The 23,672-nt window shown below is 64.5% G+C and carries 23 protein-coding genes; 10 read left to right on the forward strand and 13 right to left on the reverse strand.

From position 1 onward, the window contains the following. Positions 1-3 precede the first annotated feature (3 nt). Together AB4Y43_RS28385 and AB4Y43_RS28390 are read right to left on the reverse strand one after the other, a co-directional pair. Positions 4-1,122 carry a patatin-like phospholipase family protein gene (locus AB4Y43_RS28385; protein ID WP_368729307.1) on the reverse strand — a complete coding sequence of 373 codons (1,119 nt, stop codon included), beginning with the start codon at positions 1,120-1,122 and terminating at the stop codon, positions 4-6. Between the two features lie 75 nt (positions 1,123-1,197). After that, on the reverse strand, positions 1,198-1,761 hold the full coding sequence (locus AB4Y43_RS28390; protein ID WP_342948177.1) for a TetR/AcrR family transcriptional regulator: 564 nt from the start codon (positions 1,759-1,761) through the stop codon (positions 1,198-1,200). 61 nt (positions 1,762-1,822) lie between these two features. Here AB4Y43_RS28390 and AB4Y43_RS28395 point away from each other — a divergent pair, with 61 nt between their 5' ends. Beyond that, positions 1,823-2,275 carry a DUF4188 domain-containing protein gene (locus AB4Y43_RS28395; protein ID WP_069262148.1) on the forward strand — a complete coding sequence of 151 codons (453 nt, stop codon included), beginning with the start codon at positions 1,823-1,825 and terminating at the stop codon, positions 2,273-2,275. Between the two features lie 13 nt (positions 2,276-2,288). Here the strand turns inward: AB4Y43_RS28395 and AB4Y43_RS28400 are convergent, their stop codons facing one another. Next, positions 2,289-4,367 carry an esterase/lipase family protein gene (locus AB4Y43_RS28400; protein ID WP_368729308.1) on the reverse strand — a complete coding sequence of 693 codons (2,079 nt, stop codon included), beginning with the start codon at positions 4,365-4,367 and terminating at the stop codon, positions 2,289-2,291. Between the two features lie 211 nt (positions 4,368-4,578). Here AB4Y43_RS28400 and AB4Y43_RS28405 point away from each other — a divergent pair, with 211 nt between their 5' ends. Both AB4Y43_RS28405 and AB4Y43_RS28410 read left to right on the forward strand, forming a co-directional pair. Continuing rightward, positions 4,579-6,195 (forward strand): MFS transporter, encoded by a 1,617-nt coding sequence (locus AB4Y43_RS28405; RefSeq protein WP_368729309.1) that lies wholly within the window; start codon positions 4,579-4,581, stop codon positions 6,193-6,195. A gap of 93 nt (positions 6,196-6,288) precedes the next feature. After that, positions 6,289-6,417 carry a hypothetical protein gene (locus AB4Y43_RS28410; RefSeq protein WP_256094492.1) on the forward strand — a complete coding sequence of 43 codons (129 nt, stop codon included), beginning with the start codon at positions 6,289-6,291 and terminating at the stop codon, positions 6,415-6,417. Positions 6,418-6,457: 40 nt separating this feature from the next. Here the strand turns inward: AB4Y43_RS28410 and AB4Y43_RS28415 are convergent, their stop codons facing one another. The 4 genes from AB4Y43_RS28415 to AB4Y43_RS28430 all read right to left on the reverse strand — a co-directional run bounded on the left by AB4Y43_RS28415 (position 6,458) and on the right by AB4Y43_RS28430 (position 9,872). After that, entirely contained in the window at positions 6,458-6,835 is a 378-nt protein-coding gene (locus AB4Y43_RS28415; protein WP_069262146.1) for a hypothetical protein, read from the reverse strand. A gap of 132 nt (positions 6,836-6,967) precedes the next feature. Then, on the reverse strand, positions 6,968-8,230 hold the full coding sequence (locus tag AB4Y43_RS28420) for a DUF3734 domain-containing protein (RefSeq protein ID WP_368729310.1): 1,263 nt from the start codon (positions 8,228-8,230) through the stop codon (positions 6,968-6,970). Positions 8,231-8,256: 26 nt separating this feature from the next. After that, positions 8,257-9,039, reverse strand: a complete 783-nt coding sequence (locus tag AB4Y43_RS28425) for a 3-hydroxybutyrate dehydrogenase (protein ID WP_028204627.1) — start codon at positions 9,037-9,039, stop codon at positions 8,257-8,259. Positions 9,040-9,074: 35 nt separating this feature from the next. Beyond that, positions 9,075-9,872 carry an acetoacetate decarboxylase gene (locus AB4Y43_RS28430; protein WP_069262144.1) on the reverse strand — a complete coding sequence of 266 codons (798 nt, stop codon included), beginning with the start codon at positions 9,870-9,872 and terminating at the stop codon, positions 9,075-9,077. Between the two features lie 572 nt (positions 9,873-10,444). Here AB4Y43_RS28430 and AB4Y43_RS28435 point away from each other — a divergent pair. Next, entirely contained in the window at positions 10,445-12,457 is a 2,013-nt protein-coding gene (locus AB4Y43_RS28435; RefSeq protein ID WP_368729311.1) for a hybrid sensor histidine kinase/response regulator, read from the forward strand. Here the strand turns inward: AB4Y43_RS28435 and AB4Y43_RS28440 are convergent. Beyond that, positions 12,454-13,149, reverse strand: coding sequence for a response regulator transcription factor (locus AB4Y43_RS28440; protein ID WP_028204625.1), 696 nt, complete (start codon positions 13,147-13,149; stop codon positions 12,454-12,456). The two genes, AB4Y43_RS28435 and AB4Y43_RS28440, sit on opposite strands and share 4 nt — an antisense overlap. Positions 13,150-13,331: 182 nt before the next feature. On the opposite strand from AB4Y43_RS28440, the gene AB4Y43_RS28445 reads away from it, so the two are divergent. After that, positions 13,332-13,763 (forward strand): hypothetical protein, encoded by a 432-nt coding sequence (locus AB4Y43_RS28445; RefSeq protein ID WP_368603180.1) that lies wholly within the window; start codon positions 13,332-13,334, stop codon positions 13,761-13,763. A gap of 26 nt (positions 13,764-13,789) precedes the next feature. Further along, complete coding sequence (locus tag AB4Y43_RS28450) at positions 13,790-14,155, forward strand: hypothetical protein (RefSeq protein WP_256094491.1); 366 nt, start codon at positions 13,790-13,792, stop codon at positions 14,153-14,155. Between the two features lie 143 nt (positions 14,156-14,298). Here AB4Y43_RS28450 and AB4Y43_RS28455 read toward each other — a convergent pair whose 3' ends face one another. After that, a complete protein-coding gene (locus AB4Y43_RS28455) occupies positions 14,299-15,780 on the reverse strand; it encodes an HD domain-containing phosphohydrolase (RefSeq protein WP_368729312.1) in 1,482 nt (493 codons plus the stop codon). A 151-nt stretch (positions 15,781-15,931) separates the two neighbouring features. Between AB4Y43_RS28455 and AB4Y43_RS28460 the strand changes: the two genes are divergently transcribed. Further along, positions 15,932-16,516 (forward strand): DUF308 domain-containing protein, encoded by a 585-nt coding sequence (locus AB4Y43_RS28460; RefSeq protein ID WP_368729313.1) that lies wholly within the window; start codon positions 15,932-15,934, stop codon positions 16,514-16,516. Between the two features lie 29 nt (positions 16,517-16,545). On the opposite strand, the gene AB4Y43_RS28465 is transcribed toward AB4Y43_RS28460, so the two are convergent. Beyond that, positions 16,546-17,439, reverse strand: coding sequence for a LysR family transcriptional regulator (locus tag AB4Y43_RS28465; RefSeq protein WP_368729314.1), 894 nt, complete (start codon positions 17,437-17,439; stop codon positions 16,546-16,548). A 144-nt stretch (positions 17,440-17,583) separates the two neighbouring features. Here AB4Y43_RS28465 and AB4Y43_RS28470 point away from each other — a divergent pair, with 144 nt between their 5' ends. Together AB4Y43_RS28470 and AB4Y43_RS28475 are read left to right on the forward strand one after the other, a co-directional pair. Beyond that, complete coding sequence (locus tag AB4Y43_RS28470) at positions 17,584-17,730, forward strand: alpha/beta fold hydrolase (RefSeq protein WP_368729315.1); 147 nt, start codon at positions 17,584-17,586, stop codon at positions 17,728-17,730. Positions 17,731-17,744: 14 nt separating this feature from the next. Then, positions 17,745-18,386, forward strand: coding sequence for an alpha/beta fold hydrolase (locus AB4Y43_RS28475; protein ID WP_368729316.1), 642 nt, complete (start codon positions 17,745-17,747; stop codon positions 18,384-18,386). Between the two features lie 30 nt (positions 18,387-18,416). Here the strand turns inward: AB4Y43_RS28475 and AB4Y43_RS28480 are convergent, their stop codons facing one another. Then, positions 18,417-20,456: a pyridoxamine 5'-phosphate oxidase family protein gene (locus AB4Y43_RS28480; protein WP_368729317.1), complete on the reverse strand. Its 2,040-nt coding sequence runs from the start codon at positions 20,454-20,456 to the stop codon at positions 18,417-18,419. A 33-nt stretch (positions 20,457-20,489) separates the two neighbouring features. Next, a complete protein-coding gene (locus AB4Y43_RS28485) occupies positions 20,490-21,131 on the reverse strand; it encodes a glutathione S-transferase family protein (protein ID WP_368729318.1) in 642 nt (213 codons plus the stop codon). A 126-nt stretch (positions 21,132-21,257) separates the two neighbouring features. Between AB4Y43_RS28485 and AB4Y43_RS28490 the strand changes: the two genes are divergently transcribed. After that, positions 21,258-22,202 (forward strand): LysR family transcriptional regulator, encoded by a 945-nt coding sequence (locus AB4Y43_RS28490; RefSeq protein WP_368729319.1) that lies wholly within the window; start codon positions 21,258-21,260, stop codon positions 22,200-22,202. Between the two features lie 47 nt (positions 22,203-22,249). Here AB4Y43_RS28490 and AB4Y43_RS28495 read toward each other — a convergent pair whose 3' ends face one another. Beyond that, a complete protein-coding gene (locus AB4Y43_RS28495) occupies positions 22,250-23,488 on the reverse strand; it encodes an FAD-dependent oxidoreductase (RefSeq protein ID WP_368603172.1) in 1,239 nt (412 codons plus the stop codon). Positions 23,489-23,672 lie beyond the last annotated feature (184 nt).

Below are 23,672 nucleotides of genomic sequence, written 5' to 3' on the forward strand. Positions count from 1 at the left end.
GCTTTACTGCGTGTGCGATCCGCTGACCTGCTTGAGCGTCGGATCGAGCAGCGCAGCCTTGACGTCGAGCGAAGACGTTTGCCCGAGATTCGCATAGTTCGTTTTGAGCCACACGTCCGCTACCTCGCGTCCACGATCGAACAGCGTTTTGAACAGCGACCAGGACGTGCTGCTCTTCGAGACGAATCCGAACTGCGCGAGAAAGTCGTCGTCGCGAATCAGGTGAAACCGGACGGTCTTGAAGCGGCTTTGGCTAGCGGCTTCCTCGCCAACCGAATCGAGCACGCGGTTGACGGCTTCGATCGCGTTGATCTCCAGCACCACGGAAGCATTGAAACCGATTTCGTTGAGCCGGTTCAGAATGCCGCGCGCATTTTTCGGCGGCATGTCGTGGCGCCTGAACGGATTCACGAGGATCAGGATCAGGTCCTGGGCATGGGCGATCAACGGCGCCAAAGGCGGATTGCCCAGATAGCCGCCGTCCCAGTACGGTACGCCGTGGAGGTTCACGGTGCGGAATTCGCTTGGCAGGCATGCGGAAGCGCGCAGCACGTCGACGGAAATTTCGGGTTGCGTAAAGAGGGTGCGCTCGTTGGTTCGCACGTTCGTCGCGCAGATGAAAACCTGCGGGCTCCCGTTCTTCGCGTTGAGCGTGGAGAGATCCGTTTCCGTGAGCGAGGAGCGGATCACCGGGCCGAGCGGATCGCGATAGAAGGGATTGTTGTAAGGCGAAGCAACGAGTCCCACGATCTCCGAGAAGATGGCGCCAGGACTCCAGTCGATATTCCAGCCGCCAAACGGCCCCGGCTCGGAAAAGCCGAAGAGCGCATTGCCGGCCCGCTCCCCGGCGCGCGACACCGCTTCCCAGAAAGTGCGCAGTTTCTCGCGCGCTTGCGTGACTCCCCCGCTGGCCAGGCCCGCCGCGCAGAGCGTCGCGTTGATTCCGCCCGCGCTCGCGCCGCTGATCGCCTCGACACTGAATGGCGTGCCTTGCGATGTCGATTCCAGCAATCGATCGAGCACGCCCCACGTGAAGGCGCCATGCGAGCCGCCGCCTTGCAGGGCAAGCGCGACTTTGGGGCCGGACTGCTGCACGCCGCTCGTGGATTCCGCTGTCGCCATGGCTCCTCTCTCGTCGTCATCGCGTTGCCGGCAATCGTACGCGCGAGGGGGAATGCGCGTGCTGCAAATGCCGCCTCAGGAACCGGCGAAGGCGGGCGGCGCGGCCTTGAGCGCGTGGGTTATCAGCGCGATCGCCGCACGCTCACCGGCCGGATCGGCCGGAATTCTTCCGTCGAGCGCAAGCGTCGCCAGACCGTGAACCAGCCCCCAGCAGGCGAGCACCCCCGCCTCGACGCAATGCGGCGCGAGCTCCGCCACGTTGCGTGCCATCAGCGTATAGGCGCCCCGGCAATCCTCATGGGGCAAGGCGAGTCCTGCCCCGTCCGCGAACATCAGCCGGAACAGTGCAGGATGCGCGCGGGCGAAGCCAACGTAGGCCACGCCCTGTGCCTCGAGCGCTTCGCGCGCGTCGTGGGCCTCGTTGGCGCGCGCGGCGCCTGCCTCCAGCATGGCAAAGCCCTTGAGCGCGACGGCGCCCATCAGCGCCGCCTTGTCCTCGAAATGGCGATAGGGCGCCATGGCCGAGACGCCGGCGGCCCGCGCCACGGCACGCAGGCTGACGTCGCTTTCGCCCTGTTCGAGCAAGGCCAGCGCGCAATCCACCAGACGGTCGCGCAGGGACAAATTCGAATCGCTCATTTGTTGTTTACACTGTAATCAATCGGGACTATGCTTACAGCGTAAACAAACGGGAGCCGCCATGCAAGCCTCTGTTACCCGCAGGTCCGTCGACCTCAGCACGTACCCGAATCTCGTTGTCATCATCCTGGGCTTTCGCGTGCGCCGGATGCGGGGGATCGCGACGTTGTTCGGCATCGGCAAAGGCTTGCGGCAAATCGATTTGAATCCCCCAGACGGATTGCTCTCCAGCGAGCAGTTCCTGTTCGCCCTCAACCATGTCGGTATCCGCCAGTATTGGCGCGACCTCGAAAGCCTCGAAGCGTTTACCCGTAGCGCGCCGCATTCGCGCTGGTGGGGCGAGTTTCTGCGCGACAGCGGCGGCGCGGGCTTCTGGCATGAAAGCTATAGCCGTCAGGGAATGGAGGCGGTTTATATCGACATGCCCGGCCCCGTGGGCTTCGATCGCTTTGCGCCGGCACGCCAGCCGACCGGCCCTTTTATGAGCGCGCGAAAGCGCATGGCGGCGGACTAGATCAGGGCGCCATTCACTGCGTCGTCTCATGTACCGCGACGGGCCTGCCGCAAGCGCCTTCATGTGCGCCCTGGTTATCGAACACCTCGATATCCTCGTGCAGAATGCGCCGGATTTCAAAAATCGCCTCGGGGGTTTCCTGAACACTGTGCCCCGAAACGATCACTTTTTCGGAGAGAGCGCCGTCGAGATGCGCGCTGCGATAGGGGACGACCCCGTCATCGGAATCTTCGAGCGGGCCCGTCTCGCGGCGTCGCGCAATGATCGAGTGAAAGCACACATCGGGGCTGATCGGCAGGCGTGAAATCGACTGGATGATCGGATCGGTCTCGCGCAGCTGCTCGATGCTGTTGGGAACCGTGATGGTCTTTCCCGCGCGCTGGGTGCTATCCGCATTAGTGGTGCTCTGCAGCATCTCGTCGATCTCCTTCAGCAGCGCAATCGGCAAGCGCACGAGATTTGCAACCCAGCGAGACAGGCGATTGCTCGCGAACGGCGTGCCGCGGTGTGGCGTGGCGATGAAGATCGCGCGCTCGACCTGCGGCATCGGCGTAAAGCGCAGCAGGCGATTGAGTCGCTCATCCTCGCGGATGATGTCGACCCCTTCGGGCAGGTACTTGTTCTGGACGGTTACCCACAGAACGTCGTCGGAGGAAGAGACGAGCAATCGCGCGAGGACGCCGCCCATGCTGTGCCCGATCAGCACCATGCCGTTCGAAGCCGGCAGCTTGCCTGCGGGATCGAAATGCGCGAGCGTCAGTTGCACCGCCTGCCTTATCCTCGCAAGGTTCACGAGAATGGGCACGTTGGTCGGGTAATAGACCTGCCAGACCTGGAAATGCTGGCGCAGCATGTCGTCGCCCTGAATGTCGTTGGCGACGTTGACCCATGCCTCGGGGCTGCTGGCCAGGCCGTGCAGCATCAGAACGATGCGCCGGTCCGGATCGAACGGTTGCATCATGTAAATGCGCGGACGATCGATGCCCCTCGTGCGGCCGAGCAACGAACGCAAGGACTGCCTGGCAAAGCCGGAGCGAGCGAGCCAGATGCCGTAGCCCGCGCTGAAGTTGGCCGCGAGCGGCACGGTCTCGCCATTGATCTCTACGCTTTCTACGCGAAACGGATCGTAGGCGGAAAACACCACGTCGTGCGAAGCGAGCAGCTGCTCGAGCGTGCCATTGCCAAACAGCAGCAGTGCGGTGACGTTCGGTGAAGGCATTTCATTGAACGGACGCGAGCCGGGCGCGAACCAGAAGGTTGAGCCTGCGTTCGCATTCGCATCGTCTTCAGCCGTTGTCGCTGCGCTGTTGGTCGTGGTGCTATCCGGGTCGGGCTGGGCGGGCTGTGTGACCGCAACCAGATCCGCACCGAGGCCGTCACGCCGATAGGTATTGTGGAGTCCCGCGAACGACAGGCCCGTGGCGGGAATGACTTCGCTGAGTTCGCGTACGCCCTCGGGCAGCCGGACCTCTCTCAGGTCGATATGAATGGTCCAGCCTGCGATGAATTGATTTGCCGGATCGCGATGGCCGTTGGTCGTTTCAGCGGTGCCGCGCAGAAACAGCGCGCCGGCAAGCTCCTGGACCGCATAGTTGTAGTAGTCGCGAACCTGCGTCTGGCGGTCCTCGAAGGCCCGTTCGCCAGCCGTGCGCTGGCCGAGGAACAGAAACGCGTACGCGTATCGCGCTGTCTTGAGCCACGAATCGAATTGAGTGTCGGTCCAGGGGGTGCCGGCAGGCGGCGTCTGCTCGAACGCCATCTGCAGCGATAACTCGGCGAGGCAGGCGAGGCGCTGTCCGGTACTGAGTCCGCCGACGGTTGCGATCGTATCGATACACGCTTGCGGCGCGCTCTGGCACGAACTTTCGTCGAGGGCCGCGACCCGCAACGTGGCCTGTGTCGCCGCGCTCAGCTGGCCGGTCGAGAGAATGTCTCCGCGACGCATGGCAAAGTACTGCTGCGGGCCGAGCGAGTTCACGCGCACCATCGCGCAGCCGCAGAGCAGCGCGGCAGCGAGGAGGGCCGACAGATTGGCCAACACATGGGCTAACGGCGGGCAACGCGGCATGCGGGATGGGTAATTGCGCGTCATGAAGGATCCAGGCCATTCGCGCGGTCCCGCACGTGCGTGTGGCGAAATGAGGGACGGCGCAGCGCGGTGGCCGGCAGACCGATGTATACCAGCCTGAACTGGATCGCGTTCGCACGGTGATCCGCGGCCGACGCCCATGCGCTCGCCCGGGTTGACTCGCGCCGCTGGCATCAACAGACTCTAGTCATCAACGATCCTGACGGGAGCGAACTTGGCCAACCCGGATCTTGTTGCAAGCGAGCCGCAGGGCGCGCATGTCGTCGCCGCGCAGGCGAGCCCGTGCGACGCGCTCGTGATCTGCGCGCAGCCCACCTCAGTCGACCGTCCGTGCCGGCGCAAGCGTCTCGCGCTCGCGGCGACGATCCTGGGGTCGAGCATGGCGTTCATCGACGGCTCGGTCGTCAACGTCGCACTGCCGTCCATTCAGAGCGAACTCGGTGCGAGCGTCGCGGCGATCCAATGGGTCGTCAACGCGTATCTGCTGTTTCTCGGCTCCCTCGTGCTGGTCGGCGGGTCGATGGGGGACAAGCTTGGCCGCCGCACGGTGTTCATCGCGGGCATCGCGCTGTTTACGCTGGCGTCGGCGGCCTGTGGCCTCGCGCCGAATGCGGCTGCGCTGATCGCCGCACGCGCGGTTCAGGGCATCGGCGCGGCGCTGCTCGTACCCGGCAGCCTCGCGATCATCGGCGCGGTGTTCGACGGCGAAGCGCGTGGCCGGGCGATCGGCACCTGGGCGGGCGTCGGCGCGATCACGTCGGCGGTGGGGCCCGTGGCGGGCGGCTGGCTCGTCGATGCATTTTCCTGGCGCGCGATCTTCTTCCTGAATGTCCCGCTCGCCGCGCTCACGATCGCGCTCGCCATGTCATCGGTGCCCAACAGCCAAAGGCTCGATGCGCCCGGGCAACTCGACTGGCCGGGCGCGCTGGCCGCGGCGGCAGGCCTCGCCAGTCTGACTTTCGGGCTGACCCAGGCGTCGGCGCGAGGCTTCCAGCATCCTTTCGTGCTGGTTGCAATCGGCGCCGGTGTGCTCGTGCTCGCCGCGTTCGTGATGATCGAAGCGCGCAGCGCCAATCCCATGATGCCGCTCGATGTGTTCCGTTCGCGCGACTTCACGGGCGCGAATCTCGTCACACTGCTGGTTTACTTCGGGCTCGGCGGCGCGTTCTTCTTCCTGCCGTTCACGTTGATCCGCGCGCATGGTTTTACCGCGACCGAAGCCGGCGCGGCGCTGTTGCCGGTGCCCGTCATCATCGGTTTGCTGTCGCGCTTCACCGGTGGACTGACGAGCCGCTTTGGCTCGCGCGCGCTGTTGACCGTTGGCCCGGGCGTCGCCGGGCTCGGGTTCACGCTATTGGCGCTGCCGCTCGTGCACGGCAGCTACTGGACCGGATTCTTCCCTGCGCTCGCGGTGCTCGGCCTCGGCATGACGATCACCGTCGCGCCGCTCACCACGACCGTGATGGGCGCGGTGTCGAGCGAGCGCACCGGCGTCGCCTCCGGCATCAACAACGCCGTTGCGCGCGTGGCGAGCCTGCTGGCGGTAGCGGTGCTCGGCATCGTGTTCGTGTGGTCGCATCACGCCGCGCTAACCGCGCGCCTCGACGCATTGCACGTGACGGTGGACGCACGCCAGATCGGACAACTGCTCGAGCCGGACGGACAAGATAGGCCCGCATCGGACGGCGCCGGCACGCCGCACGCAACGTTGGTGGCGCGTGTGCAAGCGGAGGCCATGCTAGACGCGCTGCGTGCCGTCGCCGTTGTGTCCGCCGCGTGCGCGTTCGCTGGAGCGGCTATTGCGGCGGCAGCCATACAGCCGCGGAAATGAATTGCGAACGTTTGCAATCGAGCTAATGCGTGGAGATGACGCTTCGGCCCTCTTTCCGGCACGAAATCGGACGTCGTCGAATACGAGGTGCCGATGATCGCGATACTCGGCAGACCGGCATCGCGGGAACTGGACGAACGGGACTTGCAGGCGCCGCTCGAAGCGGAAGACGACGTGGTCGTGCCGAAAGCCCATCCGTTCGGCACGATGGCTTCGCGTTGAGGCTTTCGGTCCGGGTAATCAATCCTGCGGGTGCCTGCGATCAGGCCTTCAGCAGCTCGGACGCGAAGGTATTCGCATGCGCTACGGCCTCGTGCGCATTCGGGAACACGCCGAGCTGCTCCCAGCGTTCCTCGACCGCGTAGGTGCCTTTTATCGCGAGCGCCCTCTGCACGCGCAATTGCGCTGCGTACCCGCCGTCCTCGAGGGGGCGAGCCGTCGCGATGATCCTGTGCGGGGGGCCGGATCGTTCGGGTTGAACCAACTGGGCAGGACCGCCGGGTATGCCGACATCCTTCAACTCGTTCCGGGCGTTGCAGTCCGGGCAGTAGAAGCACCACCCGTCGTCCTCGTGACTGGCTCTGACCTGACCGCGAGCCAGCACGGCACGGCATTCAACGTTTTCGCAGATGAACGGCATCGCAGTCTCCGAAGTTGTTTGAAGGGAGCCTAGCACGTCCTCCGTCGGTCAACCATTGGCGATGTTGCCGGGCCGGTGTCAAGGAAAACCCTCGAGCACGGGCCCGACGCCGGGTCGGCTCTTGCGCTGCGCCTACGCGACCTTGCGAGTCAGATCTACCTGTCCCGAGGCGCCCGCGCTCAGCTCGGCGCGATCCGATTCGGGCACTTCGCCCGCGCGCCGGTGGATATCGTGCGTGACGAAGCCTTGCTCCCGGCTCGGGATCGCGAACCAGTCGGGATGCGCAAACGACGCGCGAATGTCTTCGACGCCACTCGACCAGTGCTCTTGCATGGTGTCGGCACTGAATTCGTAGTCCTTGTAATGCCCTTCGTAAGGCTTGTTCTTGTAGATCAGATGGACCACGTTGATCGACGACCCATCGGCCACCTGCTCGGCGAGCCGAAAGAGGGGATCGTTGCGCCGCGCCTCGGCGGGTACGTGCTCGAGGAGTTCCTTGATAAAGCGCGCGTGCTTTTGCCGATCGGCAAGCATGTTGGTGATGGCGCGCGTGCGGCTCGAATATTGAATGTCCTTGGCGCGTTCGGCCACGTCCAGGAAATCGGCGGGTACGTTGCCGCTCGCGCTCCATAGATCGACCTGGAATACGAGCGTGTCCTTGTGGTCGGCGTCACGCAGCACCTCCGTGAGCGGTGTGTTCGACACGAGGCCGCCGTCCCAGTAATACTCGCCGTCGATTTCCACGGCCGGAAAACCCGGCGGCAGCGCGCCCGATGCCATGAAGTGCTCCGGCTCGAGCCGCATTTTGGCGTTGTCGAAATAGACGAGATTACCGCTGCGCACGTTCACCGCGCCCACGGACACGCGGATCGGGCCGTCGTTGATACGGTCGAAATCGGCGAAGCGTTGCAGCGTCGACTTCAGTGCGGCCGTGTCGTAGTAGCTCACCGCATTCGGCGTCGCCTTCTGCCAGCCCGCGACGGGCAGCGGGCGGCGCGGCGCGAAAAAGCCGGGCTGGCCTTCAGTGAGCGCGCGACCCGCGGCCCACATGCTGGCCCAGCGGCGCGAAAAATCCTGCTGGCTGAACATCGGCATGGCGAGCGCGCCGAGGTTGCCGAACCAGTCGAGCGGATGGCAGATCGACTCCCAGAACCCACGCAGCGCTTCGACGCGGCGCGCGGGTTCGTTGCCCGCAATAATCGCCGTGTTGAGCGCGCCGATCGACACGCCCGCAATGCGATGCGGTTCGACGCCGGCCTGCGCGAGCCCTTCGAACACGCCGGCCTGATAGGACCCGAGCGCGCCGCCGCCCTGCAAAACAAGGGCGATTTCGTCGTAGCGCGGCAGCTCAAACGGCTTGCGCTCCGTGCGGGCGGTTAGATTGCTGCTGCGCATACGTTCTCCCTTTTTTCGTTGGTTGTTCAGTGCATCGACCAGCCGTGCGTGACGAGCACCGACTGGCCCGTCAGCGCCTGCGACCCGAAGCCCGCGAGGAACGCAACCGTGTTGGCCACGTCGTCGAGCGAGGTGAACTCGCCGTCCACGGTGTCCTTGAGCATCACGTTCTTGACGACGTCCGCTTCCGAAATGCCGAGCGCCCTGGCCTGCTCGGGAATTTGCTTGTCGACGAGCGGCGTACGCACGAAACCCGGGCATACGACGTTGGCGCGCACGCCGCGCGGACCGCCTTCCTTCGCCACGACGCGGGCAAGGCCGAGCAAACCATGCTTCGCCGTGACATAGGCCGCCTTGAGCTTCGACGCCTCGTGCGAGTGCACCGAACCCATGTAGACGATCGAGCCGCCTTTGCCGCTGCCGTACATATGCTTGAGCGCGGCCTTGGTGGTGAGAAACGCGCCGTCGAGATGGATCGCGAGCATCTTCTTCCAGTCGGCAAACGGGAACTCGTCTACCGGGCTGATGATCTGGATGCCCGCGTTCGACACGAGCACGTCGATCCCGCCGAAGGCTTTCGCTGCTTCGTCGATCCCGGCATTCACGGCTTCTTCGTTGGTGACATCCATCGCCACGGCGAGGGCCTTGCCGCCCGCTGCCACGATGCTGTCCGCCACCTTGCCGGCGTTCGCGAGATTGAGGTCGGCGATCACGACCGCCGCACCCTGGCTCGCGAACGTGCGCGCGCAATGTTCGCCAATCCCGCTTGCGGCGCCCGTGATGACTGCAACCTTGTCTTTCAACGACATATGTATTCCTTACAAAAAAGCGATAGATAAACAGATCAGGCGAGCTCGACTTCGGGTTCGCCCAGGGCGGCGTCCTGGCTCGACGTCGCGGCGAGATAGTCGAAGGCGACCTCGCCGATATCGAGCGTGAGATCCGCAATGACGTGGCGTGCACCCACCACGCGGCGCACCGGCAGATCGGCAACGGGAGCGAGCGCGTGCGGATGTAGTTCGATCGCGGCCGGGCCGCTCCATGCGCCGCGCACCGTCACGTCGCGCAGATAGAAGCGCACGAGTTCGCAGATGCGCGCCGTGCCGTCCACATGCGGAATGATCTTGAGGAGATAGTTGGGCGTGTCGGCGAGCTTGCGGCGCTCGTCTTCGCTGTTGAGCACGTGGTGCTTGTAGCCCATCGTGCCGGTCGCGATGCGCTGCGTGCCGTAATCGAGCGTGCCGAGCAGCGTGTCGTTGCCATCGACGGCGAGCACGGGGCGCGCGAGTTTCTTCGGGAAGCCCCAGATTTCACGACCGCCGGCAATCGGGCCTTCGTCGTCGAGATACATCGAATGCGTGTAATTCGCGAGGCGGCCTTGCGGGTCGCGTACGGAGATCACCTGGCCGCTTTCCGTGTAATCGCCAAATCCCGACGAGTCGGGCATGCGGATGAATTCGTAATGAACGAGATTGTTTTCCGGCTTGAGCGGCTCCGGCACGATGGCGCGCAGCGCATCGGGATCGGTCTCGTACGTGATGATGAAATATTCGCGGTTGACGAAGCGAAACGGCGGCCGCGGATACGCGGGGTTGTGCATGGGCATCGCGAATGCATCGCGGCGGATTCTTGCCAGATCCATACTGTTCTCCAGGCTAGGCTGCGTGAAAACGTCGCGACAGATGTTAGATGGAAAACATGACACGATCGCATTGATGGCGATAAAACACCGTTTCAGTTTCGTTAAATAAAAAGGAAATTGAAAGTTTATTGGCCATCCCGGCGTCATTTTCGTGTGATTGGTTCGACTTCGCGTATGCCGATTTTTTCAGCCTAATCATGGTATTAGGTTCGTTGCGAAGGAAACATACGACGAATGCTGATCAAAACAGGAAATAGATTAGTGCGTGGATTGGGAGAGACGGCCGGCCACTTCGCACAGTGAAGGAACGGGTCCGGCATCAGGGTGTTTCGTATAAATTCAGAAGGAATACGAAGTATATTGGCAGCCTGAAGTGATCCGCCGCGATACCGGATCGTCGCGCGCCGAACACCATGTTATATGACATCTCTTGTGGTCCGCTGGCGTAAGATATCCTCGCTTCCAGCGGGGAAGCGGCAGGGCAGTCTGTGACCGACTAGAATGGATTGGCACGCCTAAGCACGAGACGTGCTTCCTGCTTCGTCAGCCAGCGAGCATACCGGCGAGATGCGATGAGCATATTCAGGTTTCAATCGGCGACCGAATCGGCATTCCTCAAACGCTCGCATGCGCCCAGCGCGGTTCGCGCATGGCTGGTCGATATGCTGTGCTGGCCCGGCCGGTTCGAGGATCCACAGGTCGAACGCGAATTTACGGAGGAGTATGGCCGGCGCTTCGCCGACTTTCGCCGTGCGGCGCTGGTGCTCGGAACGCTGATCTGGGTGTGCTTCGGCTTTTGGGAAATCAGCCTTGCGCAGACCAGTCCGGTGTTCCGGCCGTACTTCCCGGAGGTTTTCGCGTTCCGTTGCGCCGGTGCGATTGGCGCGACCATCGGCATCGTGCTGGCTTTCAGGCTCGAATTTCATCGAGACAAGGTTGCGCACTGGATCCTGCTTTCGGGCCTGGCGTTCATGTGCTTTTGCCTGTTGATGCAAACCGTCCTTGCTCCACGCCCATTCAATTTCACCCATTTTTTTGTCGGCTTCTATTTAATTCTCTTTTATCTGTTCGGCTTTCTGCGCCTGCGGGCCAAGGCGACGCTCATGCTGACCGCATGCGTGATCGCCGTGATCGTGATGGCGCAACTGGTCACTCAGGCGGTCGAGCCGGACAACTTCGCCGCGGGCATGTTCTATCTGTTGAACGTCGCCGTGCTCGGGCACAGCGTCAACGTGAATGCCGAGCGGCACGTGCGCGACCGGTATGTTGCCGTCCAGGCACTTGCGCAGAGCAACGCTGCGCTGCAGAGCACCAACGCCGAACTCGCGCAAAAGCATCATGACCTCGAGCGCGCACGGCGCGACCAGCAGACCAAGTCGGAAGCCCTGATCGCCTTGCGCGAGCAGCAGCGCGAAGCGGCAGAGCAGGCGAGCCGGGCGAAGTCGCGCTTTCTGGCCGCGGCCGCGCACGACCTGCGCCAGCCCATGCATGCGCTGAACCTGTTTCTTGCGGCGGCAGACGAAGCGCTGGAAGCGCGCGACATCGAGGCATCGGGCAAGCTGATCGGCGAAGCGCGCAAGGCGTCGGTATTGACGGCGCGTCTTTTCAATGCTGTGCTCGACTTGTCGAAGCTCGAATCGGGGCACGTCAACCCGACCTATACGAGCGTCGACCTCAGCCGCGTGACCGAGGAGACGGTCGAGCAGCTCGCGTCGTTCGCGGCGAGCCGCGGCGTCGTGCTGCGCTATGCCAAGGCGCTGCAAAAGCCCGCATGGGTACGCACCGACGCCGACTGGATTCCCCGCGTGCTGAGCAACCTCATTGCGAACGGCATCAAATATTCGGATCCCGCGAAAGCGGGGCGCTCCACGGTGCTCGTGGGTTTGGTTCGTATGCCTAATTATGTTCGCCTCGATGTGCTGGATAACGGCATCGGTATCGCGTCGGAGCATTGGGACGCGATTTTCCAGCCGTTCGTCCAGCTCGGCAATCCGGAGCGGGACCGCGAGAAAGGGCTCGGGCTCGGTTTGTCGATCGTGAATGCGGTGGTGTCCCTGCTCGAGGGACATCGTCTCGAACTCAAGTCGATCGAGGGTCACGGGTCGCGCTTCTCGGTGCGCATGCCGGTGGCGGATCCATTCGCGCATGAGGATGCGGCGATATCGCCCGCCGATGCGGCCTCGTCGCTGTCACCGTCGTCGCTTCGTGGTCTCTACGTGTTGCTGGTCGAGGACGACAGCCTCGTGCGCGCGTCGATGGAGGCGCTGTTCGCGCGATGGGGGGTGTTGTCCGATTCGGTGCGTTCCGTAGCCGAACTCGACGAACTGTTGCAGTCGATCGAGCGCGTCCCTGACCTGGTGATCAGCGACTACCGGTTGCCGGAGAATTCGACCGCACACGACGTCATCCGGCTCCTCGGCGAGCACGTTGCGCGGCCCGTGCCGTGTCTCGTGGTGACGGGGGAAGCCGTGGCAAGCACGCAGGGCGTGTTGCCGGAGCGCTGCGTGCTCAGCAAGCCATTGGCTCCCGACCTGCTGATTGCGCGCATGCTCGAATTGACGGAGGCATCGGCCCGGGCGACCTAGACCGCCGGGGCGTGCGCAACGGTGGGAATCTCGATGCCGCGGCGTGCCATTTCGACGATCAGGAAAGTGCGCCGCGACACGTTGAACCGGCTCAGCAAGTCGCTGATGTACTCCTTCGCGGTGTTCTCCGAGATATTCATCTTTCGCGCGATGGCCTTGTTCGACATGCCCTGCAGCAGAAAACCCAGGGTTTGCGCGAGACGCGGCGGCAGGTTCAGCGAATCGATCGGAATGGCCTTGCTCGGCCCCGGGGACTGCGGGGTATGGCCGCCCTTGCCGAGCACACTGTTGGGCAGATAGACCCGTCCGTTCAGAATGGTCTGCAGGGCTTCCCGGAACACCGCGCCGCCTTCCTCGCTGGCCTTCGAGATGAAGCCGCCGGCGCCATTCTTGATGCAGTCCAGCACGGTCTCGCGGTCGTCCTGCGCGGACAACATGACCACATGCGCCGCGCGCTCGTTCTCCTGCAGCCAGCGTAGCAAATCAAGTCCGGTGTGATTGTCGCCGATCTGGTAGTCGAGAAAGACCAGGTCGTAAGCCTTGTTCTGCAGCCGTTCGACAGCAGCGTCGTACGAGCCGGCCTCGTCGATGTCGAGCGTCGGCTCCGAAGTCAGGATCAGGCTCTTCATCGCAATACGCGTCAAGCCCTCGTCTTCGACGAGCAGTACGTGCCGGAAATACAGGTTGTCCATCGAGCGCCTCTCTAGTCGTCCCCACTGTACCCGCAATCCTGCAGGTTGCGATCCCCCCAAAGCGGGGGACGCTCGTGGGGGCGCCTTCTGGAGGCGCTTTTCCCCCGCCATTGCCGGTTTTGCCAGAATCCCGGCACGCGCACGATGGAGTCGCTGCAGTTCGGACGATGAGGGACACCATCATGCATACGCCGCATCCCGACTTCAAAAGCCTGTTGAATATCTTCCGCTTTGCGTCGGACGACGAAACCCGCGTACGCCCTTGCAAGCCGGAGCCTGAACCGGCGACCCAGCCGGACGCGACGATCCTGGCCGAGCTGCTTCGGGCAAGGGCGCTCATGGTCCGCATCGAGTCGAGCGGTGTGACTTTTCCCGACCAGATCTACGACGTCTTCGTGCAGGCCCTGGCCGCCTATGACCAGAAGTGCTGGACGGAGCAGATCGACCGCAGTTTCTGCATCACGTTGAGCCTGCTGGAGTCGGTCGCACGCCACCGCCGTGGCGCCAAAGCGGCCCGCACCGTTTGCACCGATGCAACCCTGGTTAATCACGACAATCCGGGCCCGACGGTCATCGTCAGCGAGCGTCGGAACAGGCTCGACGGTAATTGGTGAGCGATCGTCGACGAGGAGACGGTGCGATGCGAGACAACTCCATCCGGTATGACGGGCTCGATGAGCAGCGCCTGCAGTCCCTGCTTGCGCAGGAGTGCGATAGCCAGGCGGGAGGCAAGCGGGCAGGGCGCGAGAAAACGATTCAGATAAAGCCAGAGACAGAAAGGCGGCCGCAGAGTCCCTACACTGTCCACACGCTCGACACGGCGATTGCGCACCTCGAAAGCGCGATCAGCGCGGACAAGGCGATGGCGATATTCAGCGCGAGCTATTGGCACTCCCGCGTGCTCGAGCTCCGTTCCACACCGGGGATTCTGCACATTCAGGAGCGTCGGCTGCAGTGTTTGCTGGATCGGTTCGCGGCCAGAGCCGGGGGACGCGAAATAGACTGAGTCATGCCTGATTCGGGGGAGCAGAGGAGATCAAACAAGTTGGGTAGCGTGAGAGACCACCAAACAATCAGTGACAAAGGAGCTGTTAATTTGCACTAGCCGCAACGCGTGGCTGAAACCGGACCCGGCAACGCGCGGCGTTCCTAAAGCAGGCCCATTGCCGATGCCTTGAGTGTCGCCGCCGCGCGGGTGGAGCATTCGAACTTGCGAAACACGCTTTCGACATGCGTGCGGACAGTGCTCGGACTCAGCGCCAGTTCTCGCGCGGCTTCCTTGTTGCTCGCGCCGCGCGAGATGGCACGCAGCACGTCGATTTCGCGCGGCGTGAGAGGCGCGCGCTGCGCCGTGGGGCTCGCGGGGCGCCTGACCGCAACCGCACCTTCGGCCAGCAGCGCATCGACCGCTTCGCCGCTCAGGCGACCGCTCATGACCTCGTCGCGCAGCTGTTGCGCGGCGGCGGCGTCGGAGAGCGCGGCTCGCCACGGACGCGCCGAGCGCAACGCGACCCACGCGACCGACGCAGCCAGTACGCGCGCCTCCAGCATCATGGCCTCGCCGCGTGCGCCGCGAAAATAGCCCGAGCCGTCCAGCCGCTCATAGGCATACGATGCGAGTTCGGCCGCATCGCCGAGCGCGCCGGCTTGCCTGCCTGCGCGCGACGTCCAGTAAGGCACGAGGCGCACTTTCTCCCAGGCGCTTTCGGGCAAACGCGCGCTCAGATTCCAGATGCCGTTGGGCACCGCCGCCCGACCAATTCCGTGAATCAATCCTGCGCGATAGACGCGTTCGTGCGCGGCCTTGTCCGTCGTGAGACGTTCGCAACAGCGGGCGGCCGTCGCCGCGACCGCGCGCGAGAAGCCGGTCATCCAGGGCAGTTTGAGGTCGATGACGTCGGCGATCAGTTCCGCCGACGTTGCCTGCTGCATACGCGATGTCGTCAACGCGGCGTCGAGATCGGCGGCCGACGCACGTTCCAGTTCCGCGAGCCAAACGGGCGCACCGCGCTGCGCGGTCTCGACCAGCCGCAGTGGATAGCGCGTGTCGGCGCGTTGCGCAATGAGACCGAGCGCCTGCTCGACACCATACGTGCGACTGAAAATCTCCAGATCTCCGGCAAGCGCGACGACGAACACGGGCACCGGCACGGCGTCGCGTGCAAGATGCGCAGGCACACCGCTGCCATCCCACATTTCGAAGATATGACGCAACGCCGTTTCGGTTGCGAGGGGGAGACCCAGCATGCGCGCCACTTCGCCCGCCACTTCGCAGTGCGTCTGCGCGAGCGGCGTGAGCACCGCGGCGGCACCGCCACGCGATTCAAGTGGCGCGAACCAGTCTGTGCGGCCGTCGAGCATCGAGACGCGGCTTTGGATGTCATCGCCGAAAACGTCGGCGAAGCCCGCCGCGTTTGCCGTGCATCCCGACCAACGCAACAGCGACGTCTCCCGTACGGTATCGATCGTCGACGCGTCGAGCCGGGCGGCTTGCGCGAGGCGAGCCGCGAGCCATGCGGTGCGCGGCGAATGATCGGTGGGCTGGCCCATGCTCAGATCGCCGATGAAGGCGAGGGCTTTCACGGCATCGAACACGCGCAGCGGGAAAAGGCCAGCTTTGTCGTCGGTCATCGGCATGGGAGGCAGAGCGCACGTCAGGCGTTCGATCACTATACGTCACAACGCCATTCGACCCCGCGAGGGTCGGTCATTCGACCGATGCCGCAGAAGTGAGGCGAGTGCGATCCTTTGCACCGTTGTCACGAACTGTTCAGGAGTTGCCATGGCTGATCGACACGCAGATATCACGCTCACTCGCGAAGAGAGCTGGCTCAGGCAGTATTACTTTGTGCGGACCGCGTTTTCCGCGGCCTGGGTCGCACTGGCTTTCTCACTCGCGCAGCATTCGCCGGTCAGAATCGCTGCACTGCTCGTCGTCTATCCGGCATGGGATGCCCTGGCCAACTACCTCGACATGTCGCGCAGCGGCGGGGCGGATGAAAACCGTACGCAAGTCGTCAACGTCGGCATCAGTATCTTGACGACGGTCGCCGTGATCGTGGCGTTGAAGCTGGGCGCGCATGGCGTGCTGGGCGTGTTTGGCGTGTGGGCCATCCTGTCCGGGCTGCTTCAGCTCGGCACCGCCGTGCGTCGCTGGAAGCGCTTCGGTGCGCAATGGGCGATGATACTTAGCGGTGCTCAATCGGCTTTGGCCGGGGTGTTTTTCATCGTGCAGGGCGGTGCGCCGATGGCCTCTGCGATCGAGAAGGTGGCGGGCTATGCAGCGGTCGGCGCCGTCTACTTTCTGATCTCTGCCCTGTGGCTTTCGGCTGGCCAACTGCGAGGCAAGATGGCCAGAACGTCTTGATGCACCGGCGCAGGTGGCGTGTCGCCTGACTAGATCATCGGCGCGTTCTCCTGCAGGCAGGCCCACAATCGCTGTGCAACCGGGCCATGCGAGGCGTCGCGGCGCCTCGCTGCAACCAGCGTTTCCGTATGTCCCGGGAGCGACCGGCTCGCAAGGGATTTCAAGGCGCCACTACGCAGCTCCGCTTCGATCAGGAAGTCCGGCAGATGCCCCCACGCGAGGGCCTGCATGATGACGTCCTTTTTCATGCCCTGGTCGGGCACCGTGATCTGCCTCGCACCCTCGACGACCAGAAAGTTCGAGTCGCCGGGCTGCTGGGCGGAATCGCGCATCACGCATTGCGCGTAGTCGCGCAAGTGCTTCGCACGCAGCGTCCCGGTTTGATGCGCCGGTAGCAGGCCAGGCGCCGCCACCGGAACCAGGCGCACTTTGCCGAGCACGAGCCACTCCAGTGACAGGTCGGTCGTATCGACTCGATGCAGGATCAGATCGGCTTGGCCGGCCTTTAGCCGCTCTACGGGCCCGCCAACCGATTCGAAATGCAGATTCAGCCGCGTGCGCGGACACGTGACGAAAAAGCGCGCGAGCAGATTCAGCGCAACCGGGCGCGGACACAGATCGCCAAGAACCACGTTCAGTTCGCTTTCTTCACCGCCGGCCAGTTGCGCTGCGTGCTGACGCAAGCCTTCCGCTTCGCTCAGGAGTGGCTGCATGCGCTCGTAAAACGAACGGCCCATGGCGCTCAGTTTCACGCGATAGCCACTGCGGTCGAGCAAGGCGAGCCCCGTTTGGCTTTCGAGCCGAGCCACCGCGGCAAAGACGGCAGGATGGGATCGATGGAGTGCGCTCGCGGCAGCCTGGAAGCTCCCGGTCCGGATGACGGCGTCGAAGCATTGCACGTCGTGAAGCGTGAAATCTGCCATGTCGATTTATATGACAATTTTTGTCCAATCTTTGTAATTTTATTTGAATTCTGAGCGACCCATACTCGGCCTGCCAACTGGCGTTGCACAAGGTGTTCGGCGAACGGCGCCGCGCCCGACAGCGCCTTCTTTGCAGGAGATGTCATGGCGCGCTTTTCCTTCCTCACGACGACCGACGGCGCGCGTATCGCGTATCGGCTCGACGGTCGCGACGACAATCCCACAATCGTGCTGTCGAACTCGATCGGCACCACGCTGCGCATGTGGGACGGGCAGATCTCCGCATCGTAGCGCAGCACTTTCGCGTGCTGCGCTACGATGCGCGCGGGCACGGCGCGTCGAGCGTTCCCGCGGGGCCGTATCCGCTCGCGCGTCTGGGGCAGGACGTCCTCGAACTGATGGACGCGCTCGACCTGGCGCGCGCGCATTTTCTTGGACTCTCGCTGGGCGGAATTGTCGGCCAATGGCTGGGCGTGCATGCGCCGGACCGGATCGACAGGCTGGTGCTCAGCAATACTGCGCCATGGCTCGGGCCGGCGGCCAGGTGGGATGCACCGATTGCGGCGGTCCTGCAGGCCGATGACATGATCGACACCGCCGAAACCTTCCTGCGCAACTGGTTCCCGGCGCACATGCTCGAGGCAGCAGATCCGGTGGTCGACGCGTTCCGTGCGATGTTGACCACGACGAACCGGCATGGGCTCGCCGGTTCGTGGGGCGCCGTGCAGGAGGCGGATATGCGGGAGTCGCTTGCGGGCATCGCACGGCCGACACTGGTGATTGCGGGAGAGCACGATACGGTGACGGCAGCGAGTGACAGCGTGCAAATGGCGAAGACGATTGCGGGCGCGAGGCTGCTGATGCTCCCGGCGGTGCACCTCTCCAACATCGAGTTTCCCGAGAGATTCAACGACGAAGTCGTGCGATTTCTGCGCGCGCCGAGCTGACGCTGGACACGCATGCAGCAAGCAAGGCGGCTAGAGATCGAGCGTCACGCCGCCCGCCGCCGGATGCCCGACGCAGATCAGCGCGAACTCCGGCTCGGTGTCGAACTCCGGCGGTTCGTCGTATTCCACGCTGCCATCGAGCACGCGCGTGGCGCAGGTCCCGCACATGCCCGAGCGGCAACTTGACATCGCGTGGGCGCCGCAGCGCTCGGCGGTTTCGAGCAGCGAGCCGTGCTGCGGCTGCCATTGCACTGTTTGCCCCTTGCGGGCAAATGTCACCGGTCTGACTGTCGTTGCCTCGCTCGCAACGGGAGCGTGCTTGGGCACACGCTTCAGGCTGGACGGGCCGAACGCCTCGAAACGAATCCGCTCGTCCGCAATATTCAGCGCGCGCAGGCCGTCGTACAGATCGCGCATGAACGCTTCGGGGCCGCACAGATAGAAGTCGTAGTCGTCGAACGGCAGGAAGCGACGCAGCGCATCGATGTTCACGCGGCCCGCGAGCCGGTCGCCGTCGGGCGAGTCGTGTTGCGCGGCGCTGTCGTACAGATGCACCAAGACGTTCGGATGCGCGCGCTCGATCTCCCGCAGCACCGCGGCGAACGGCTTTTCGTGCTCGCCGCGCGTCCCGTGGAACACATGAATGCGACGTTGAGGCTCGATCGTGAGTGCCGCGTCGAGCATCGCGAGCATCGGCGTAATGCCAATGCCTGCCGCCGCCAGCACGATCGCGCGCGGGCTGCGTGCATCGAGCGTGAACGAGCCGCGCGGCGCCAGCGTGTCGATCAGCGAGCCCATGCGTGCGTGTTCATGCAGCCAGCGTGACACCGCGCCTTCGCGTTTCACGCTGATCCGGTAGCGTGCCGGACGTGCGGCGTCGTGCGCCGCGGAGAGCGTATAGGTGCGCATGAGCGGCTTGTCCGCTCCGGGCATGACGACGCGCAGCGGAAGGTACTGCCCAGCTTCGAACGGCGCGAGTGGCTCGCCGTCCACCGCTTCGAAATGGAACGAGCGGATCGTCGGGGATTCGTCGCGTACCTCGGCCACGCGCAGCGTGCGCCACGTGCGCGCGTCTATTTTCTTCGGCGCATCCGCTGGCGAGGCTTCCGTTGCAGCCTGCGCGAACTGCGGCGCATAGTCGACCGCCGACCATCGCAACGGCAAGGCTTCCCGCACGCGGCGCACTTCTGCCACGTGAAACCGCACCAGCCGCTGTGCCAGCGGGAATAGCGCGATCTCGGGGCCGTCCCAGATCACCTCGGCGCGTACGGCCAGATACAACAGATCCCCACGTGCAAAGTCGACGAACAGCAAGCCCGCGCGCGGATCGTGCAGCAGGTTGCCGATCGTGTTGAAAAACTTGTTGCCGCTGAAGTCGGGCGCGGTCAGCGTGCTCGCGTCGTCGATCCGCACGAAGCCCGGCATGCCGCCGCGATGCGACACGTCGGCGCCGCCCGCCGCTCCCGCTGCATCGTCGAGGTTGGCGGTGGCGATGAAAAATACGTCCGCGCGCGCGATCAGTGCGCGGTCTTCTTCCGAGAGTGCCTGCGCATGTTCGACTGTGGCGCGCGCCGGCGTATCGCCGACGAAAGCCGGTTCCCGTCCATTGATGTACTTCGCGCAGTTGCCGAAGCTCTGCTCGACGGCGAGCGTCACTACGCCGCCATCGACCGCTTCGATCACGCCATTCACGCGGTTGCGCCGCCGTGTGTGCGGCTGGATGCCGAGCCCGCCGATACGCGCGCCCGGCACCCAGCTCCCTTCGAGCGGATCGCCTGGCAGCGCGCCGCCGTCGATGCGCAGCGTGCGGCTGTCCGGCGTCGACACGAAGCCCGCCGTGTTCGCACGCAGCGTCGCCCACGGCTGACCGGCTGCATCGACGCCGCCGAACACCATGAACGGCAGCATCGCGAAGAACGCGCGATGCTGGTCCGGCATGTAATCGCGGATGCCGCGCGAGCCGTTTTCGAGCGCAACGTCGGCTACGCCCGCGCGCAATTGTGCCTCGCGCTCGCCGTCGTGAAACGGCCCCGCAGCGCGGTACGGATTCAGGTCGGGGAGAGCGGTCATGACGGCCTCGGGGTGACGGCGTGCGAGTTTCGTTCAGGCGGCGAGCAGGCCCGCTTTCGTCGATGGCATCGGCACAAAGCCCGGCAACGCGGCGACGCGCTCGAGCCATGCGCGCAGATGAGGATACGGCTCCAGCGACACGCCGCCTTCAGGTGCATGCGCAATGTAGGTATGCGCGGCAATGTCGGCGATCGTCACGTGATCGCCCGCGGCGAACGGCTTGTGCGCGAGTTCGGCATCGAGCAACGGCAGCAGCGTTTGCGCGATTTGCTGGGCGTGCGCCAGATCGAGATCGCGCTTGAATACGTTGACGAGACGCGCGGCGCACGGGCCGAACGCGATCGGACCGGCTGCGAGCGACAACCAGCGTTGCACGGCTGCCGCGCCAGGCGGATCGTCCGGCAGCCACGACGGCTCGCCGTAGCGCTTCGCCAGATAGACGAGGATCGCGTTCGAATCGAACAACACCGTATCGCCATCGACGATGGTCGGCACCTGGCCGAAGGGGTTCAGCTTCAAATACTCGGGCTGACGGTGCTCGCCCGCGGCGAGATCCACCGGCACGATCTCGAACGGCACATCCAGCATCGAAAGGAACAGCCGGACGCGGTGTCCGTGGCCGGAGAGCAAGGCCGTATACAGGCGAATCGGCGTGGCGGGACGGGCGGTTGGCATCTTGTTCTCCACAACGAAAGCGCTTCGGGATGAAGCGACAGGGAGTGTTCAGATTAGACAATGGCTGCGCGCGCGAGAAGACTGCTAAGCTTGCATTCATTTTCTATCGAAAGTGGACAATCGCCGATGACGGATGTACGCGACGTGAATCTGAACCGGCTGGCGGTGTTCGTCGCCGTGGTCGAAGCGGGATCGCTTACGGCGGCGGCCGAGCGGCTCGGCATCGCCAAGACGATGGTCAGTGCGCATATGCAGCGCCTCGAACGCGAGATCGGCGCGAGCCTGATCACGCGCACCACGCGGCAGCTATCCGTGACCGATACAGGCCGTGCGTTTTACGACGCCAGTTGCCGCATCCTGCAGATGACGGAAGAGGCACTATCGGCCGTCTCGGAGGAAGCCGCGCCCCCTCGCGGCACGCTGCGAGTGAGCGCGCCTGTCGACTACGGCGCGCAGATCGTCGCGCCCGCGCTCGTCGATCTGCGTGACGTGTATCCGGAACTCGACATCGAACTGGTTTGCGCCGATCACTATGTCGACCTGATCGGCGAGGGGATCGATCTGGCTGTGCGGCTGGGCAATCTGCCCGACTCGAACTACCGCTCGGTGAAGCTAGGAAGCTACGTGCGTTGGCTGGTCGCGAGCCCCGCGTTCGTTGAGCGCCACGGCATGCCGAAGTCGCTGAACGCATTGGCGTCTTTGCCACACATTGCGATGAGCGTGCTGCGGCATCCGTCGACGCTCGAGTTGACGCGCGATGCCGGGCGGCCCGCGGTGGGCCGCGTCAGCCACGACAAAGCCGTGCGCCGGGTGCGCTGCGCGAATGCTCTGAGCGTGAATACGGCGACGTCGGCGCGCGCGGCGGTCCTCGCGGGTGGCGGGTTTGCCGCGCTGACCGACTTCTCGACGCGCGCGGATCTTGCGTCCGGCGCGCTCGTGCGCTTGCTGCCCGAATGGTCTGGCGTACCTTTGAATGTGCAGGCCGTGTTTGCACCGACGAGCTATCCGTCGGGCAAGGTGCGGGCGGTCATCGAAGCACTGAAGGCGACGATCGCGAAGAGTGCCGCGTAGGCGTGCCAGGCCGCTCACGCCCGTGGCGTTGAACATGCGCCGCGCGATCAGCCCGGAGGCAGAAAACGATCCTCGACGAAGAACCGTCGGCGAGCCTCTTCATCCGATGGCGTCTCCGGGCCGAGCCCCGGCAGATCGGGCGCGCGATCGGGCTCCATGGCGAAACACGGCAGGATGCGGGCGCGGCGCTCGTCAGCGCTCGCGCCGCGTTCGTACAGCAACTGGGTGAGCCAGTCCAGTACGCGGTGCAGGGCGCCGTAATAGCGGTCGTGCTCGAAGGCATACGCATGCGCGGCGGCTTCCCAGTCGTCGTTTGCGAGCAGACGGTCGAGCAGCACCCTGACGTCGCGCAGCGTCAACGACAACCCGCATCCCCATGACGGGTCGCTGGCCGCCGCCGCGTCGCCGATCAGCACCACGCTGCCGTTGCAGGGATGCTCGACCCAGATGTCCGCGCCGGGATAAGCCGCGAGCGGGCCAACCACACTCGCGCGTTCGAACCAGTCGCGCGGCACGCCCGTGTCGACACAGGCGTCGAGGAACTCGCGGGTATGCCCGCTGCCGCTGATGGGGTGCGCGCGCTGCCCGACCCATGAGACGAAGTACGTCCTGAACCGCTGATGCCCGATGGGAAAAACCAATGCGGCCTGTCCCAGCGCTGGGCACTGGAAGTGGTGTACCGAATCTTCCGGCGTGTCGAGCCCTTCGTAGAGCACACCCGCCACGATCAGCCGCCCGGGATCCTGGTTGAGCGTGAAGCCGGCGATTCTGCGCACCGTCGACCTGCGTCCGTCCGCGCCCACCACGAGCCGGGCTTTTACCCGATGTGTGCCGCCATCCGTGCGAATCTCGGCCACAGGCGGCTTGCCTGGCGCATCACCCTGATCGACGCGCACGACCTCGGCGCCGCGCAGCACGATGGCCCCCGATGACTCGGCCGCGTCGAGCAGCGTGCGCTGCATCGACGGATGATAAAAGTCCAGACACGGGGTGTGCCCGGGAGTGGTATCCGCGAGGTTGCGCGATTCGGCTGGCACCAGTCCGCTGTATCGCCTCCAGAACGGAACCACGTGCGCCCCGTCATCACGGAGCAGCCGATCGATGCCGAGCGCGCGGGCTTCGACGACACCCCAGGGCATCATGCCCTCGCCGCGCACGCGGTCCCTGAACGACGTCTCGCGTTCGACGATGAGCGTGCGCACGCCGGCGCCTGCGAGTGCACGGCCAAGCGTTGCGCCGCCAAGACCGCCGCCCGCGATCACGATGTCGTAGCTGCCCTGTGTCATTTGAAAACCTCCATGCCATGGCGGCGACGCGAACCCGGACGTCAGCAAACCGACGGCGCATGAGGCGCTTGAGCGTGCGTGCCGCGAGGCGTGCGGATAGCGCTATTATGCGACTCGCATACGCTGTGGAGGCAAGATTCGATGGTCGGGATGCGAAGCATCTGGACGACGAGGTCGAGCGTCG

Origin of the sequence: Paraburkholderia sp. BR10872, assembly GCF_040965835.1 — a bacterium.
In the GTDB taxonomy this organism is placed as follows: Bacteria; Pseudomonadota; Gammaproteobacteria; order Burkholderiales; family Burkholderiaceae; genus Paraburkholderia; species Paraburkholderia nodosa_A.

What these genes read in the sequence shown, in the direction of transcription:
- AB4Y43_RS28455 (WP_368729312.1), bottom strand. Translation starts at nt 15,780, where the DNA reads ATGACCGACGACAAAGCTGGCCTTTTCCCGCTGCGCGTGTTCGATGCC.
- AB4Y43_RS28410 (WP_256094492.1), top strand. Translation starts at nt 6,289, where the DNA reads ATGATCGCGATACTCGGCAGACCGGCATCGCGGGAACTGGACGAACGG.
- AB4Y43_RS28450 (WP_256094491.1), top strand. Translation starts at nt 13,790, where the DNA reads ATGCGAGACAACTCCATCCGGTATGACGGGCTCGATGAGCAGCGCCTG.
- AB4Y43_RS28400 (WP_368729308.1), bottom strand. Translation starts at nt 4,367, where the DNA reads ATGACGCGCAATTACCCATCCCGCATGCCGCGTTGCCCGCCGTTAGCC.
- AB4Y43_RS28395 (WP_069262148.1), top strand. Translation starts at nt 1,823, where the DNA reads ATGCAAGCCTCTGTTACCCGCAGGTCCGTCGACCTCAGCACGTACCCG.
- AB4Y43_RS28425 (WP_028204627.1), bottom strand. Translation starts at nt 9,039, where the DNA reads ATGTCGTTGAAAGACAAGGTTGCAGTCATCACGGGCGCCGCAAGCGGG.
- AB4Y43_RS28440 (WP_028204625.1), bottom strand. Translation starts at nt 13,149, where the DNA reads ATGGACAACCTGTATTTCCGGCACGTACTGCTCGTCGAAGACGAGGGC.
- AB4Y43_RS28415 (WP_069262146.1), bottom strand. Translation starts at nt 6,835, where the DNA reads ATGCCGTTCATCTGCGAAAACGTTGAATGCCGTGCCGTGCTGGCTCGC.
- AB4Y43_RS28435 (WP_368729311.1), top strand. Translation starts at nt 10,445, where the DNA reads ATGAGCATATTCAGGTTTCAATCGGCGACCGAATCGGCATTCCTCAAA.
- AB4Y43_RS28430 (WP_069262144.1), bottom strand. Translation starts at nt 9,872, where the DNA reads ATGGATCTGGCAAGAATCCGCCGCGATGCATTCGCGATGCCCATGCAC.
- AB4Y43_RS28445 (WP_368603180.1), top strand. Translation starts at nt 13,332, where the DNA reads ATGCATACGCCGCATCCCGACTTCAAAAGCCTGTTGAATATCTTCCGC.
- AB4Y43_RS28390 (WP_342948177.1), bottom strand. Translation starts at nt 1,761, where the DNA reads ATGAGCGATTCGAATTTGTCCCTGCGCGACCGTCTGGTGGATTGCGCG.
- AB4Y43_RS28385 (WP_368729307.1), bottom strand. Translation starts at nt 1,122, where the DNA reads ATGGCGACAGCGGAATCCACGAGCGGCGTGCAGCAGTCCGGCCCCAAA.
- AB4Y43_RS28495 (WP_368603172.1), bottom strand. Translation starts at nt 23,488, where the DNA reads ATGACACAGGGCAGCTACGACATCGTGATCGCGGGCGGCGGTCTTGGC.
- AB4Y43_RS28485 (WP_368729318.1), bottom strand. Translation starts at nt 21,131, where the DNA reads ATGCCAACCGCCCGTCCCGCCACGCCGATTCGCCTGTATACGGCCTTG.
- AB4Y43_RS28470 (WP_368729315.1), top strand. Translation starts at nt 17,584, where the DNA reads ATGGCGCGCTTTTCCTTCCTCACGACGACCGACGGCGCGCGTATCGCG.
- AB4Y43_RS28465 (WP_368729314.1), bottom strand. Translation starts at nt 17,439, where the DNA reads ATGGCAGATTTCACGCTTCACGACGTGCAATGCTTCGACGCCGTCATC.
- AB4Y43_RS28460 (WP_368729313.1), top strand. Translation starts at nt 15,932, where the DNA reads ATGGCTGATCGACACGCAGATATCACGCTCACTCGCGAAGAGAGCTGG.
- AB4Y43_RS28420 (WP_368729310.1), bottom strand. Translation starts at nt 8,230, where the DNA reads ATGCGCAGCAGCAATCTAACCGCCCGCACGGAGCGCAAGCCGTTTGAG.
- AB4Y43_RS28480 (WP_368729317.1), bottom strand. Translation starts at nt 20,456, where the DNA reads ATGACCGCTCTCCCCGACCTGAATCCGTACCGCGCTGCGGGGCCGTTT.
- AB4Y43_RS28490 (WP_368729319.1), top strand. Translation starts at nt 21,258, where the DNA reads ATGACGGATGTACGCGACGTGAATCTGAACCGGCTGGCGGTGTTCGTC.